This is a genomic window from Gordonia liuliyuniae (genome assembly GCF_021739025.1).
GTDB lineage: Bacteria > Actinomycetota > Actinomycetes > Mycobacteriales > Mycobacteriaceae > Gordonia > Gordonia liuliyuniae.
In genome coordinates, this window is the sequence record NZ_JAKKOT010000004.1 from 178,228 (window position 1) to 192,092 (window position 13,865).

Consider the following 13,865-nt stretch of genomic DNA (forward strand, 5'->3'; position numbering starts at 1 on the left):
CCGTGTGATGCGCGGCTATCCACGTGACGATGCCGTGTCTCAGCCTGCAGGCACTGAAGCCGAGCGCGCCCTCTACGCCGAGCTGCACGCCGCGCGCGCCCGAATCGTTTCACTCGAGTAGTCTGAACCGCTCGCTCGGCCAGCTGGCCACCTCCACCGATCGTGTCACCGACATCGCCGATCGGCTCGCCCGCGACAACAACGACCTCCGCGCACGCGCGGCACGTCGCACGTTGATCGAATGGTTCAACGCCGCGATCACCCGCCTGGCGACACGCCAAGAGCTGGCGTTCCAGGACAGCGTCATTCGGCGAGACGATCGCGCTGCGGCCTATCACCGCGGCCAAGGCACCGCCATCTCCGAGCGGATACGGTCGCTCGAGACGAACGGTCTTATCGGGGAGAATGGCAGGTGAGACCGCGTCACCGGCGGAGCCGGGTTCAGGTGGCCGGCCTAGTGCGGGCTGTGGGTTCCGAACTGTCGGCGGTGATAGGCGAGTGGCCTGCCGTCGACCAATTCGGTGGCGTCGACGTTGCGGAGCGCGATGATGTGGTCGCTGCCGTCGACCAGGTCGGCGACCGTGCAGGCGATCCACTCTGGGGCACCGATGATCCGGGGCAGACCGTGGTCGAGTTCCCAGCGGGTGCCGTGGAACTTTCCCACTCCGCCATTCTTGGCGAACGAAAGTGCGGTGGTCGATTGGTCGGCGCCGAGGATGTTCAGGCCGAACCTTCCCGACTCCCGGACCAATTCCAGAGTTCATCGACAGCGAGGCGAACGCGCTGACAGTGGTGCCGTAGGGCAGACCACCGGAGATCGCGGTGACCACTGAGGCCGGGGTGGCCACGCTGGCCATCACCGCCCTGAACGAGGCTTGCACCTTAGGTTCTGTGCTTGTCATCTTTGGGTTCCTTGACTTCGAACTTCGATGATCGATCAGCCGGTGATCTCTCGACCGAGCAGTGTTGTCGTGTAGAGCCGGTCGACTTGACGTACCGGCCCGGCCGAGGCGGTAGTCGTCTCCAGGGTCCGGATCGTTCGGCTCTCCAGAGTCTCGCGTCGGGGGCGCAGCTGCCTTGGGCGAGTGGTCCGATCAGGTGTCGATCTGGTCGCGGGCGACGATGGGATTACGCAGCACGCCGATGCCCTCAATCTCGACCTCGGCCTCGTCGCCGGGGGTGAGAAATCGTTGGGGGTTCATCCCGATCCCGACTCCGCCGGGGGTTCCGGTGGCGACTACGTCGGGCGGCGCCACCGGAATTGGTGAAGATCGACGCCTCGTTTCCGTACGGATGGTCGTGGATCAATTGCAGGGCTTCGTCCAGGGTCTCCACCCGGACCACAACGACAACCGGTCCGAACACCTCGGTCGGGTAGGCACCGATCGGCACCTCCAGGCCGTGTCTCATCTGATGCATCCATCATTCATCTGATGCATCATCAGTCAAGACCCCAGGTCAACGAGTTGTGGACTGGTTGGTTGCCACGTCACAGGCTTAGGCTCTCGGGACGTTCACGGAACCTCTGATGCTCCCAATGTCACTGTGCGGCAGTCGTGTTGGTCCTGGCCGTGGCGAGGTTGGAGGAGTGGGCAGATTGATGCATCTGATGCAATACCCAGTGCTTTACATGACATAATGTATATTATCGGCCGACCGGGCACACTGCGAGTGCAGCGTAAGACAGGTCCGCTGTTGTTTGCCATCCTAGTTGGCGAATTACCAGCCTACGTGGCGAAGTTTGCCAATCCACTTGGCGGATCGTCGATTTGGCAGCCGCCGACACAGGGGAATCGTCATAGCCGATTAATTGATCCGTTGCTGTTGCAACGACATGCTCTGCGTTAGACGGTGTTTGGGACTAGAGCACACGATTGTCGTTCTGTTTATTCGTCTCCCCGCTTCCTCGTGTTCGGAAACAGCGCTAGACGCCAATCCCATAAACGTCACCGTGACGAAAGTGTTAGGGCTGAGGCGCTGTGTTGACGCTCGTGTCCGGTTCCGCCATTGCCTCAATCGTCGCGCAACTCCACACCGGGGCTCAATATAGGCTTTCCATCTGCGCTGAGCTCCCTTGAAACCTTAATAGTTTCAGGATCCCGAGTAATCAACTTGCGGTATACGGGCTCTGAGACAACCAGTTGATCAATCCGGTTCAACGATAAATCATCCTTCATGAATCTCCCTACGATCCTCAGTAGGACGATATCAGGCAGTGTAACCTCGTCCTCAAGCAACGGTCCATGCCAAATAAGTGAGTCAGCGCGACCAAATTCGACTCCAGTGAACCCATTATTCTGGAAGACTTCCGCAAGGCCACGAGTGGCAGCGAAATATCCGTACCGCCCTATTATTTCCCTGTTTATAGTGTAATCAAAGTAGAACTCTGCGGCCGTTGGATTCTGATCCTCGTCGAATTCTACCGGCTCTACGTGAGCATTCGATGATTCCCGAACTCGATAGTAACTCACTATCTGCAACCTCCAGTTGAGTTTCAAGAACTTAACCATTGTCACCAACTCGTGCAGGTGGTGCGCGCTATATTGGGGTCCAACTTCGGCAGTTCGCATTGAATCTGACAAGCCAAATGGATCGACAAGCATCAATGCCGCCGATTACATTAGACTATCGATACTTCGGCCGCTGGAATCTAGTTCGCTTGCGGTCGCAGCGATGCCAGGATCCCTAGCTTCAATTATTTCGTAAACACGATCAGATACTACCAGTTCTTGCCGGGCATTCAGTGCTATATCGTCGACCATGGGGGAACCAGTAACGATGAGAAGGATAATATCAGGCAACTGAATATAGTCAGAATGATCAACATACGGCCACGTCATCGATTTGACACGGCCTGCGTGAAACCCGGTAAATCCTTTTACTACTAGTAACTCAAAAAGAGAACGAGTAACTCCAAATATTCCGTATCTACCCATAACCTCGCGGGTTTTTGTGTAGTCGAAATAGAATTCCGCCGCAACCGCGATCCCGTTATTATCGAATTCTATTTCTTCTACGTGTGCGTTCGCCGATCCGTCGACTTTATAGTAGGTCACTATTCTAAACCCATCTCCGTCGTAGTTGTTTCTCATGATAGGTCCGGGTTCTGGGCAGTTGGAATCCACGTGTCGACGCTATCTTTAGACAATCCTAGAACAATTTTCGGAGGTCTCCTTCCCCGAATTTCGAATCACGGAATCTGCCACGTTGAGTGACCTTGGTATATCTCGCGATAGTCCGGGGGTTCCAGAAGACGGCGTCCTGTGTCCGACGCTATGCGTATTAGCGAAAGGTGATTTTGTCGTTGTCTCTCAGTCAGATTATACGGAGGTTCCGCGGGCTCGTGTTCACGATCAGTGCGTAACTGCCACCTGAAACGTCACTCCGCCGGAACGACCTTCCCGTTCACAGTCACGGTGACTTTGTCGGTCTTGGTGTCGTACGTGATGGAGCCGTGCTCGAAGAGCGTCTTCTGTACGTGACCTCGTGTTGCCTCGTTGCTGGTGACGGGCCCCAGTGGACCTGCCGATCCGTTCGTCCCGACGAGGGTCGGGACGCCCTTCTCATCACGTTCGACGTTCCACGCGTCGCGGATCTTGCCGTAGGTCATATACGCCGGTGTGTCGGGACTATTGTTCTTCGCCGTGATCACACCGCCGTGGAACTGCTGGAAGACGACGCCGCTGTCACGAGTGCCTGCGTTGCGCGAGCCGGTGAGCGGGAGCCCGAGAATCTTCTTCTCCGCCGGTGTCGTGGCCGAGTAGCGCGCTGCGATCGGTCCCGTCATCGTCACATCGACACCGCGTTCCCCCTCCACAGTCACCTTCGACTTCTGCGCGACGCCCGACGCCTCCGGGGACGTCGGCGCGGATCCCGCGGCGGAGTCGTCTGACGCCGGGGCGGATGAGTCGGTGGTGGATGAATTAGATACCGGGACCTCGGCAGACGTCGTCGCCGAGGTGCGCGGGGCATCGTCAGTGGTGTCGTTGCCGCATCCGCTGCCGACCAACGCTACCGCCGCCGCTCCGATGATCACGGCGATTGTCCGACCGCCCGCAGTGCTCCTCATGAAGTCCTTCCAGCTCGCTGTCAGAACGCTTCCGCGTTCGGCTCAGGAGTCTTCGTCGTTCCGTTGTGTGCACGATGTACAGCATCGACGGTGCCACAGTGAGTGGCGCCCGGCTGACCATTCCGAGGCTACCGTGCAGCCTGCGGTGGTTGTATCGGTTGACCCATAAGCCGCCGACGTCGGCCACCTACAGCACTTAGCGGCTACCGGGAGGCACTTTACCTCGGCTCGATCTTCGAGGAGCCCTCCAACACAAATCTGTCTCGAGCGGCGAGAATATCGAATACGCTCTGCGAGACTACTAGGTCGCCCCATTCATTCACTGAAAAGTCGTCAACCATGGGCGTTCCGTACACGATCAGAAGATTCAACTCAGGGATTGGAAAGTCACATCTGCTGGCGGGTTTTGATATCCGTGCGGACGCGTTGCCTAAGCGATAGCCGGAAAAACTATACCCGCGGATCTCGTCAGCGAAATCACGCGTTATCGCGTGGGCGCCAAACCTGCCAACAAGGACTCCGGGGATTATTTCATCGATATCGAATATCGTCGAGGGTGTATCCTCGTCTGACTCAGGTTCTGGAGGGACATCGATTGCATAAGCAGCGGCAAACTCAAAGATCTCGTAGTAATCCACACGCTTGCCCTGTTCTATGCTTTCGGTCGGTCGACCACACATGCCGCCGAGCTGGGCAGGCGGTCCGCGAGGAACTGTGTCTGAGCCATCATCCGATAACCGGACATGGACTCGCGAAACACCTCGATCGACTCCTCCGGATGCACCGAATCGATGACTGCGTGCGGACCGATCGCGTTGAATTGGTGACTCACACCACGCGGAACCTGCATGTCGACGAACGCGCACTCCGGGACGACCACGTTGTATCGAGTCCTTTCCATACCTGGGTCGGTGTCTGGCAGGTCGTCGATGAAGGCGTCGAGGTGGAAGTCGGTGACGCCGGGAACATCGGTCACGACAATCGGCGACAAGCTACTCACCCGAACCTGTGTACCGGGTCCCGTCATGATCCGAACGAACCGGAGGCCGGTGTGCACATGCATTCGCGAACAGAGATCGCGGGCGGTCACATCGTAGAAGTCCATGATGTATCTGTCGGCGACGTAATCATCGAACGGTTTGTCGACCATGTAGACGTCGCCTTCCTCGAACACCTGGGACCGAGTGACTCCGTCCTCGTCGGGCGACGTGGCAGCAGCGCTCGTCTTTCCCCGGTCGACGACGCCCGCGAATGCCGAGACGACAGCAAGCGCGACGGCGGCGTCGAGTCGCAGTACAGGCGTCACCACATTGTATGAGGCATCGGTGAAGTCGGCGACGTCGATCACCTCGTCGACGGCGTCAGCATCGACCTTCATGGCCGCCTCTCCCCTGCCCGTTTCGATGCTCATCGGCCAACCTCGAACGACTGCAACCACATCTCCAATGTCAGTACCAACCATAGTTTTCCGCCGTGACGCGGAAGCAGTGCGCCGTCCTTGCGTAACCACGCGCGAACGGTCTCGGGGTTGAGTAGCCCTCGGTCGCGCGCAGACCGGCTGTCGAGGACGTCGTGCGTCAGTTCACGTAGCGGTCCGTCGAGCCACTGCTGTACTGGTACCCGCATCCCGCTTTTCGGTCGGTCGACGATCGTGGCGGGCAGCAGGTCTCGGACAGCCTCTTTGAGAATCCATTTCTCGCTGGTGCCGTATAGCTTTTGCTTCGGTGGCACAGTGAACGCGTAGTCGATGACGCCCCGGTCAAAGAGCGGCGCCCGGCCTTCGACGCCGCTGGCGGCCGTTAACCGCTCGACCTTCGTGAGGATGTGGTGAGCACCTTTGGTGCGCAGATTGGTGTGCAGCAGTTGGTTGAGCAGACTCTGCATCGCTCCACGCTGGAGGTACGGGATCAGAACGTCAGTCGGGGGCGCCGTCGCCCGGAGCTCGGCGAGCGCATCGGCCGTCAGGAGTGCGGGGATGTCGTCAAGGCACTTGCGGTAGCTTGCGAGGTACGCCGACGCTCGAGCGTCCGTCCCCTGCTGCCGGCGGAAGAGCTCGAAGATCAACATCGGCAGGTTCTTGGGGCCTCCGAACACCGGATCGCCTCCCTCCCCGTTCAAGATGACCGAATGTCCATGTGCGGTAGCAGCTTCGGCAAGCATCAGATTCGGAACAGTCAGCGGGTCGCCTACCGGACAGTCCAGCAGTGCCACAGTCTCGGCCATACGGGAGGCGACTGCGTCGCCGGGCACAGTCAGCACGTGCTGATCGACCCCGCAGTGGGCCGCGACGAGACCGGAATAGCCGAGTTCGTTCGGTGCGTCTGTGTCGAACGCGATCGAGTACGTGGTCACCGGATGGTCGTGCAGCTTGGCCGCGAGTGCCGTCACGAGGCTGGAATCGACTCCGCCGGACAGCAGAACGCCGACCGGCTCCGCCGCGGGCAGACGCCGAACGACGGCTTCTTCCAGCTGTTCCCGCAACCCGAGCATGTGGTGGTGGGCGTCTCGCGGATCGTCGACCTCGACAGGCTCCCAGAACGTGTCCTCCACGACCGCACCGTCTGGGCGCAGGCGCAGCGCGCGTCCGGGAAGAGCTTCGGCGACGCCGCGGAAGAACGTCTCCGCGCCCGGCAGATATGCGAACGTGAGGAACGACCGAACTGCGCGAACGTTCAACCCGTGGTCGCATCCGGGTCGGCCGGCGAGATCGCGGATCGAGGTGGAGACGTCCCAGCCGCGTGCCGTTCGCGCATAGAACGCGGTCCGGGCCCCGACGTGATCGCGAATCAGGACGAGATCGTGACCGTCGATGACCGCCATTGCGAACATCCCCTCAACCTGGGCGATGCCCGCCAGGCCGCGTTCGTTGTAGACGCGCAGGAGGAGTTCGGTGTCGGTGACGTCGGCAGGCACGTCGGTGGAAAGCCCGTGGCGAACGGTCGGCGCATTGAATATCGTCGCCTCGCCGACAGCTGTCAGGTCGCCTACGCTCACAGGACCGTTCGCGACACCCGGGCCGGGGATGAGCGCCGGTATACCGTCGATCACGCTGAATCTAGCCAATGTCGTTTCCTTTCAACCGAAGTCGCCGCCGTCGTCCCCGTCGCCTCCCCAATCCGAATAGCTGTCGCCGCTTGAATCATTGCCTTGCGACGTCCCGCCGTCTGCCTGCAGGTCTGCCTCTTGCTCGGGAGTCAGCGCATCCGGGGGGTATATCAGCGCGCCGATCAGGCCAGCCCCCGCGACACCTGCGACTGCGGCGCCCAGACGACCGCCGAGCCGTGACTTGTTCACCGTCAGAACGCCGTCGTTCCATAGAGTGCGCCCGAACCCGTTCTCTCGCCCGTAGATCACGGCGCCGTTGCCGTACGTGCGTTTGACGACCTTGCGGCCGAGCGCCACGTCGACCCCCGACTGTCCGCGGTCGTCACGCCAGTGCACCTCACCGCTGGAAGTCCGGTTTCGCCATTCTTGGCGTCGGTCGGAGTATCTGCGGTATACGGTCCCGTCGGCCAGAAGTTCGTCGATATACGTGATTTCGTGCGGTGCTGTGGTCATGGGTCGCTTTCGGCTCTGCTATCGCTGGGGCCAGGTGAGGAAGCCGGCCTCCCGGACGGCCGGCAAGTCGACGAGCGGTTCGCGGCGGCGGTGGACGTCGCGGACAAGGCGATGCACGCTCCGCAGTAGTACAGCGGGAGGGACGGACTCGATCTCGACAGGACTTGATGAACGCCAACCGGCCCGGGCCAGGTGCAGGGCTGCGGTCTGCGACCGTCGAAGCCCGATCGGCACGATAGTGGCGGAGTCTGGGAGGTCCGCCCGCTCACCGATCGCCTCGGGCAGGCCGAGGCCGACGGGAGAGTCGTCGTGAAGCACGTAGACGCGGGCGCCGTCGCCGGTCGCGGCGGTCGCGTCCAGCATGCGCACAAGTCCAGCGGCCAGCGGCAGCTCGTCCACACTGACCACCGGGCACGCGGACTCCATCGGCAGACCGTTCACCCGGAGCATGTCAGCGATGGCATGTGACTGGCAGATGAGGAGTCGGGGAAGTGCGTAGTCGAAGAGGTCGCCCTCCGGCGTCGATCGGCCAGGCTCGGTCGGTGACTTCCCTGGTCGCGTAAGAAGCCCGGGGAGGTCATCGGATTGTCGTAACCAACCCTCGAACGCCTCGATCGAGATCGGTGGGAACACTGTGAACGGCACCAGCCGCGGCAGGTGATGCGCAGGCAGCAGCAGTCGACAGACCTCGTAGTACAGCTGACGTTCGGTGAATCGCAGGCCCGTTGGCGCGCCAGCGTGGGCCGCGGCCCGCTGCACCAGGCTGCTGGTCAGACGGTAGGCCATGTGAGGAATCCGACGGTCCGGGCTTCGGCGGTACCGGGCTCGAAACGATCGATTGCCCGGTTGACGGCGGCGATCAGTCTGCGTGGCGGCACTGCTGAGACCGGTGTCCACCAGCCGGTCTCCAACCAGGCGCGCTCGGCGTCGGGCAGATCGCTGGGCAGCGTCGCGGCAGCGTCGTTTGACAACGTAGGCGTACGTAGCCACAGGCGCGGGGGCTCGGCAGACATCGCAGTCTGCGGCGACAGGCCGACATCGACGGCGCGCGGACCGAAACGTCGTCGGGCCTCTGCGACCAGACCCAAACCTTCCGGACTCGCATCATGGATTACCAGCACCGGGATGTTCGGCGGAACCTGATCGGGATGCGAGACGGGGATGAGGTCGCGATCGCGCACGATACCGTTCCACGAGAGGCAGACCAGTACGCTGCGACTGGGACAGAGGACCGCATAGCGAGGCGAGGCCGCGTGTTCGATGCCTGCCCGACGCTCGTCGACCAGTCCGGGAATCGTGGTGCCGTAGACCGACTGCCAGCGGTCCTCAACCGTTGCCGCGAAGTCCTCGAGCGAATCGTCCATATCGATGCGGTAATTCCGCAGCATCGATGGACGACGCAACCCATTGATGACCATGCTGAGCGCGATCAAACAGGCGGATACGGTGAACAGCCATGTGACCAGGGTGCCTTCCGATAAGTCGGTCGCCGAAGGGCCGACCGCCAGCGCCAGAGGCAGGCCCGGAGTGAGCGTCAGGAACAAGAGGGCGCCGGCGGTACCCCAGAAGGCGATCCGCCACCCAGACTCGATGCTCGTCTCGAGCGTCCTCTTGCCCGCGGCATAGCGTAGTTGCTCGTAAGTGAAGTGTAGATGCGCGTCAGTGCTGAGCTTATCGGCCAGGCGTAGGACGCGGAGATCGTGCAACCTGTACGGCGCAGTCTTCGGATCGAGTGCGAACTCGCGTTTGCATTGGCTGCAGGTGTGATCGGGTCGGTCGCGATAACGCACGTCGGCGCGGCAGTGGGGACAGATCACCGACGCTCCTCCTTTGCGGCTATGACACCGCTCCCGTCGCGTGTCCTCCGTTCGAATCACTATACGAGAGTTTCGCGAATTCTGACCGTCCAACTACCGGGAGGATGGAGGTGCATCGGTTGCGTGCCAGCTCCGCGCCTGCGTAACGGGAGCCAACATGCTCGTACAAGTGCGTGATGCGTGAATGCGTGGACGCGGACGCCCGAACTGCCGTGCTCCAGTTCGCTGTGTACGCACCGGATCCACGGTAATTTCAACAGGTGCCAGTCTCGAAGAACCTCTCCCCCGGCTTGGTCAGGCTGTGCATCGTCGCCGCGGTCGCCGGCGTGATCATCGGGTTCGTCGGTGGCGCGTTCCGGTGGTGTCTGAGCCACCTCGACCGGTGGCGGGTGGACATGTTGGATTGGGCCGACACGCTGCCGGGCCCCGGCTGGCTCATTCCGATAGGCGTCACCGCGGCAGGGGCGGTGATCGCCGCGATGATCGTGCACGTGATGCCGCTGGCATCCGGGAGCGGCATCCAACACGTCGAGGCGGTCCAACGCGGTGAAGCCGACCCTCCCCCGCTGCTGTTGCTGCCGGCGAAGTTCGTCGGCGGTCTGATCGCCATCGGCGCAGGCCTCGTGCTCGGACGCGAAGGGCCGACCGTGCACATGGGCGCCGCGGTCGGCGCGGCGGCCGCACGGAAGGGCGGCCTCGATGACGACGATGTCCGGCAGATGCAGACGTCGGTGGGCGGCGCCGGCCTAGCCGTCGCCTTCAACGCGCCCATCGGTGGCGCATTGTTCGTGCTCGAAGAGGTCGCCAAGTCGGTACGGATGCGCATCGTCGTTCCGACGCTGATCGCCGTCGCGGTGGCTGTCGCCTGTGCGCGTCTGGTGATCGGCGACGGCTCCGACTTCCACGTCGGAACCGTCGACACGCCGTCGATCGTGCTGCTCCCGGTGTTCATCGTCTTCGGGCTGATCACCGGTGCGATGGGCGGCGTGTACAACCGCGTGATTCTGGGGGCCCTCGATCTGGTCGCCCGCTTCAGTCACGTTCCCGCGGTGGTCAAAGCCGGGATAGCCGGGGCGATCATCGGTGCGCTACTGGTGATAGACCCGCTCACCGCCGGAGGCGGAGACACCGTCGCGCAGAAGGTCCTCGACGGCGGCGGCCTGGCGCTGCCGCTGGTCGCTGCGCTGTTCCTGATCCGGTTCGTGGCCGGGCCGCTGTCGTACGCGGCGGCCACCCCCGGCGGGCTGTTCGCGCCGCTGCTTGCCGTCGGCGCGTTATGGGGCATGCTGTTCGCGGCACTCACCGACGTGGTGTTGCCCGGTCAGCAGCCGTCGCTGACGGTCGCGATGGCTATCGTCGGCATGTCGGCGTTGTTCGGCGCGGTGGTGCGAGCCCCGGTGACCGGTGTGGTGCTGGTGATGGAGATGACCGCGACGACCACGGTCACCGTGCCGATGCTGGCGGCCACGGCCGCCGCAGTACTGGTAGCCCAACTCGTCGGGTCGCCACCGATCTACGACTCGCTGCGCGAACGGATGCTCGCGTCCGCGGTGCCCTCCCCCACGACTGCCGCCTCGACCGACGACGACGGACCAGAGCCCGACCGGAACACATGACGGAGGGGCCGGGATCCCCGAGGCAGTCGAGGAGCCCGGCGCCGACGGCCGCAGCCTGGATCAGGCGATCGGCGTGCCGTCCCAGGACACGTCGAAGAACTGGGCCGCCATGAGCTGTTCCCGCTTGTTGCGATCGATACCGAGTTCTTTTCGGTAATGCAGGACGTGCTGCAACGACAACGCCGAGTACAGCAGCGGAAGCGCGTCACCCGGCCGTTCGTACACACCGCCGGAACGATGTGCGGCCGACAGGTCTTTGTGCAGGTGACGGGGATGTTTGAGGATGTCACGCAGGACCGCGGCACGGATCGACTTCTTGCGACCGGGCGGCACCACGACGAGTCCGCTCGGGTTGAACAGTGCGGTGTCGAACTCTTCATCGGTGGCCAACGTGCATCCGGCGGTCGGACGCGGATTGCATTCGACCATGTGGTGCACGCCGTCATCGGTGACCAGGTAGTCGAAACTGATCTGGCCGTGCCAGTTCAGCTCGGACGCGAACCGCTGCGCGGTCGCCAGCGACTCCGGGGAATCCACCGACTCGAACACGATTCCACCGCGGTCATCGATGGCCAACGGATGCTCGTAGCACGAGTGCAGCACCACCTCGCCGTGGTGGACGACGCTCCAGCTGCAACGATTGACACCCGTCAGGAACTCCTGGACGAGCCACGGATCCTCAGGTGTCGGATGAATGTCCGCGAGGTCACCGTCGCCGGCCAATGGACCGGTATTGGTGAGGATGTCCAGACCGCCCCGCCCGTACGCGGCGCGGGCGAACCAGTGGTCCCACCGCTGGACTGCCTCAGCGAGCTCCGCCTCGGACGTCGCAGTGATCGACTCGGCCACCGGGAGACCGAACTGCCGACACAGCTCGGTGAAGGCGACCTTGTCGTGCACACGGGTCAGCGTCTCCAACGGCGGGAAGAACTGTTCGAGGTCACCGCGACCGGCGGCCAACCGGTCGCGGTGAGCGGCGAGATAGAAGACCTCCTCGAACATCGGGATCAACCAGTTGATCTGGTGCTCGTCGATGACCTTCTCGACCGCGCCGATGAACTCTTCGGTCTGCTGCGTCGGAGCAGGCACCACCACGTGGTGTCGAGCGCCCCGCGAGTGGCTGCCCGGCGCCGCGGAGAACGTGTCTGCGGCTACGACGTCGCGGCCGCTCGCACCCAGCTTGTGGATCTCGTCCACCGCGAACGGCATCCGCGAGGTCGTCACGAGAACGCGGGGATCGGCTTCGGGGCTCGGCGGCGCGGGGTCGCCGTTGGTCTGAGGCATGAGGAGGGTCCTTTCGTCGGTCATTTCGACGGCGCCGCGTCCGATCGTGGCGCCCAGTCCATCAAAGAGTCGCGCCGGCCCGGTCCTGCCGAGCCGCGACTGGAGGCGACCGTCGGGGGACGACGTTGATCATGAAGATTATCGCGCCCGCGGCGATGAGCAGGATCCACGTCGGCACCGCTGCATGTTCGAACCCGGTCTTCAGGTCGGCACCGAGGTCGTTGGCGAGCAGAGCACCGGCCACCGCCACACCGAGAACCTGACCGACCTGGCGCCCCATCGAGATGAGGCTCGCCGCGAGACCGGCCTTGTCGTTGGGCAGTTCGGAGATCGCGACGACGTTCACTGGATCGTTGAGCGCGCCGAACCCCAGTCCCATCAGAAGGAAGGCGACGAGCATCGCAGTCACCGCGACCTCGCTGGTGATCCAGAACGCGACCCCGGCGACGGAGATCAGCAGCGCTGCGACGAGCAGCACGCCGCGAGTTCTGCCCGCGGCGACGAACTTGCCTGACAGGGGCGCGGTCACCGCAGAGGCGAGCGCCATCGGCAGAATGAACAGCCCGGCTTCGATGGGGCTCAGACCGCGGAAGTTCTGCAGGTACAAGGTGGCGGTGAACAGCACGGCCCCAGACCCGAGGACACCGAGCATCAGCGTCAAGATCGAGGTGGTGAAGGCCCGACTCCCGAAGAGCGAGAACGGGATCAGTGCTTCGGCCTTCGTCCTCTCATAGAGGACGAGAACGATGAGACTCACCGCGCAGATAGCGAGTGCGGTCAACACCGCGGGCGACGTCCACCCCAGCCGGGGGCTCTCAATGATGACGAACACCAGCGTCAACAAGAACGCGACGACGCCGACCTGCCCGACCGGGTCGAACGGCTTGACCTTGTCGGCCCGGGATTCCGGTGCCCAGACGACCAGGACGACGACCGCGATGATCCCGGGGATCACGTTCACCCAGAAGATCGACCGCCACCCCATCGACTGCACCAGCACGCCACCGAGCATGGGCCCCAACGCCAGCCCGACACTTGCGATCACCGACCACCACCCGAGTGCCTTGGCTCGTTCGGCCTTGTCGGTGAAGGTGTTGGTGACCAACGATAATGCGGCCGGTGAGATCACCGCGGCGCCGATGGCTTGGAAAGCACGGGTGGCGATCAGCCACGTCTCATCCGCCGTGATGCTGCACAAGACCGACCCGAGAGTGAACACGCAGACCCCGACGATCAGCATGCGCCGCCGTCCGAACCGGTCGGCGAGCATGCCCGACATGAGCACGAAGCCCGCGATCACCAGGATGTAAGCGCTGACGATCCACTGCAGAGACTGCAGCGACGCGCCGAGTTCTCGAGCGATCGACGGGAGAGCGACGTTCACGATCGTGCCGTCGAGGGTCATCATGAGAAACGGCAGACCACTCATCAGCAGAACGAGGTAGCGCTCGCGACTGGTGGTGGGAGTCAAGGTTCGGGGTGTCATACTCTCCTTCACGACAGAGTGGGCGAGCCTGGAGA

Annotated in this window: 14 protein-coding genes and 2 pseudogenes; 2 read left to right on the top strand and 14 right to left on the bottom strand. The window is 62.8% G+C overall.

Annotation, left to right across the window (positions count from 1 at the left end; all coding sequences use genetic code 11):
- The first annotated feature begins 29 nt into the window (after positions 1–29).
- Positions 30–416, top strand: coding sequence for a hypothetical protein (locus tag L5G28_RS10045; RefSeq protein ID WP_237001416.1), 387 nt, complete (start codon positions 30–32; stop codon positions 414–416).
- Between the two features lie 38 nt (positions 417–454).
- Here the strand turns inward: L5G28_RS10045 and L5G28_RS10050 are convergent.
- The 12 genes and pseudogenes from L5G28_RS10050 to L5G28_RS10105 all read right to left on the bottom strand — a co-directional run bounded on the left by L5G28_RS10050 (position 455) and on the right by L5G28_RS10105 (position 9,444).
- A pseudogene (locus L5G28_RS10050) lies at positions 455–902 on the bottom strand (flavin reductase family protein).
- A 192-nt stretch (positions 903–1,094) separates the two neighbouring features.
- Complete coding sequence (locus tag L5G28_RS10055; RefSeq protein WP_308191970.1) at positions 1,095–1,256, bottom strand: fumarylacetoacetate hydrolase family protein; 162 nt, start codon at positions 1,254–1,256, stop codon at positions 1,095–1,097.
- Positions 1,240–1,371, bottom strand: a pseudogene (locus tag L5G28_RS10060) (aldehyde dehydrogenase family protein); the annotation flags it as partial. The gene L5G28_RS10055 and the pseudogene L5G28_RS10060, both read right to left, overlap by 17 nt.
- Positions 1,372–2,012: 641 nt before the next feature.
- Entirely contained in the window at positions 2,013–2,510 is a 498-nt protein-coding gene (locus L5G28_RS10065) for a hypothetical protein (protein ID WP_237001417.1), read from the bottom strand.
- A gap of 105 nt (positions 2,511–2,615) precedes the next feature.
- A complete protein-coding gene (locus tag L5G28_RS10070) occupies positions 2,616–3,125 on the bottom strand; it encodes a hypothetical protein (RefSeq protein WP_237001418.1) in 510 nt (169 codons plus the stop codon).
- 254 nt (positions 3,126–3,379) lie between these two features.
- Positions 3,380–4,069: an LGFP repeat-containing protein gene (locus L5G28_RS10075; protein ID WP_237001419.1), complete on the bottom strand. Its 690-nt coding sequence runs from the start codon at positions 4,067–4,069 to the stop codon at positions 3,380–3,382.
- Between the two features lie 218 nt (positions 4,070–4,287).
- Complete coding sequence (locus L5G28_RS10080) at positions 4,288–4,707, bottom strand: hypothetical protein (RefSeq protein WP_237001420.1); 420 nt, start codon at positions 4,705–4,707, stop codon at positions 4,288–4,290.
- A 14-nt stretch (positions 4,708–4,721) separates the two neighbouring features.
- The gene (locus tag L5G28_RS10085; protein WP_237001421.1) at positions 4,722–5,480 is read right to left on the bottom strand and encodes a hypothetical protein; all 759 of its coding nucleotides are present in this window, start codon (positions 5,478–5,480) and stop codon (positions 4,722–4,724) included.
- Positions 5,477–7,132, bottom strand: a complete 1,656-nt coding sequence (locus L5G28_RS10090; protein WP_237001422.1) for an asparagine synthetase B family protein — start codon at positions 7,130–7,132, stop codon at positions 5,477–5,479. Before L5G28_RS10090 ends, L5G28_RS10085 begins: the two co-directional genes overlap by 4 nt.
- Positions 7,133–7,144: 12 nt before the next feature.
- Positions 7,145–7,627 (bottom strand): hypothetical protein, encoded by a 483-nt coding sequence (locus L5G28_RS10095; RefSeq protein WP_237001423.1) that lies wholly within the window; start codon positions 7,625–7,627, stop codon positions 7,145–7,147.
- An 18-nt stretch (positions 7,628–7,645) separates the two neighbouring features.
- On the bottom strand, positions 7,646–8,413 hold the full coding sequence (locus L5G28_RS10100) for a hypothetical protein (protein ID WP_237001424.1): 768 nt from the start codon (positions 8,411–8,413) through the stop codon (positions 7,646–7,648).
- On the bottom strand, positions 8,398–9,444 hold the full coding sequence (locus L5G28_RS10105; protein ID WP_237001425.1) for a hypothetical protein: 1,047 nt from the start codon (positions 9,442–9,444) through the stop codon (positions 8,398–8,400). The genes L5G28_RS10100 and L5G28_RS10105 overlap by 16 nt, the downstream gene beginning before the upstream one ends.
- 260 nt (positions 9,445–9,704) lie before the next feature.
- Here L5G28_RS10105 and L5G28_RS10110 point away from each other — a divergent pair, with 260 nt between their 5' ends.
- On the top strand, positions 9,705–11,060 hold the full coding sequence (locus tag L5G28_RS10110; protein WP_237001426.1) for a ClC family H(+)/Cl(-) exchange transporter: 1,356 nt from the start codon (positions 9,705–9,707) through the stop codon (positions 11,058–11,060).
- A 60-nt stretch (positions 11,061–11,120) separates the two neighbouring features.
- Here L5G28_RS10110 and L5G28_RS10115 read toward each other — a convergent pair whose 3' ends face one another.
- Both L5G28_RS10115 and L5G28_RS10120 read right to left on the bottom strand, forming a co-directional pair.
- The gene (locus L5G28_RS10115) at positions 11,121–12,344 is read right to left on the bottom strand and encodes an ATP-grasp domain-containing protein (RefSeq protein WP_237001427.1); all 1,224 of its coding nucleotides are present in this window, start codon (positions 12,342–12,344) and stop codon (positions 11,121–11,123) included.
- Between the two features lie 61 nt (positions 12,345–12,405).
- Positions 12,406–13,830, bottom strand: coding sequence for an MFS transporter (locus L5G28_RS10120; protein WP_237001428.1), 1,425 nt, complete (start codon positions 13,828–13,830; stop codon positions 12,406–12,408).
- Positions 13,831–13,865 lie beyond the last annotated feature (35 nt).

Excerpts from the sequence above, each read along its gene's own strand:
- L5G28_RS10045 (WP_237001416.1), top strand. The coding sequence starts at position 30 with ATGCCGTGTCTCAGCCTGCAGGCACTGAAGCCGAGCGCGCCCTCTACG.
- L5G28_RS10065 (WP_237001417.1), bottom strand. The coding sequence starts at position 2,510 with ATGGTTAAGTTCTTGAAACTCAACTGGAGGTTGCAGATAGTGAGTTAC.
- L5G28_RS10075 (WP_237001419.1), bottom strand. The coding sequence starts at position 4,069 with ATGAGGAGCACTGCGGGCGGTCGGACAATCGCCGTGATCATCGGAGCG.
- L5G28_RS10085 (WP_237001421.1), bottom strand. The coding sequence starts at position 5,480 with ATGAGCATCGAAACGGGCAGGGGAGAGGCGGCCATGAAGGTCGATGCT.
- L5G28_RS10095 (WP_237001423.1), bottom strand. The coding sequence starts at position 7,627 with ATGACCACAGCACCGCACGAAATCACGTATATCGACGAACTTCTGGCC.
- L5G28_RS10100 (WP_237001424.1), bottom strand. The coding sequence starts at position 8,413 with ATGGCCTACCGTCTGACCAGCAGCCTGGTGCAGCGGGCCGCGGCCCAC.
- L5G28_RS10115 (WP_237001427.1), bottom strand. The coding sequence starts at position 12,344 with ATGCCTCAGACCAACGGCGACCCCGCGCCGCCGAGCCCCGAAGCCGAT.
- L5G28_RS10120 (WP_237001428.1), bottom strand. The coding sequence starts at position 13,830 with ATGACACCCCGAACCTTGACTCCCACCACCAGTCGCGAGCGCTACCTC.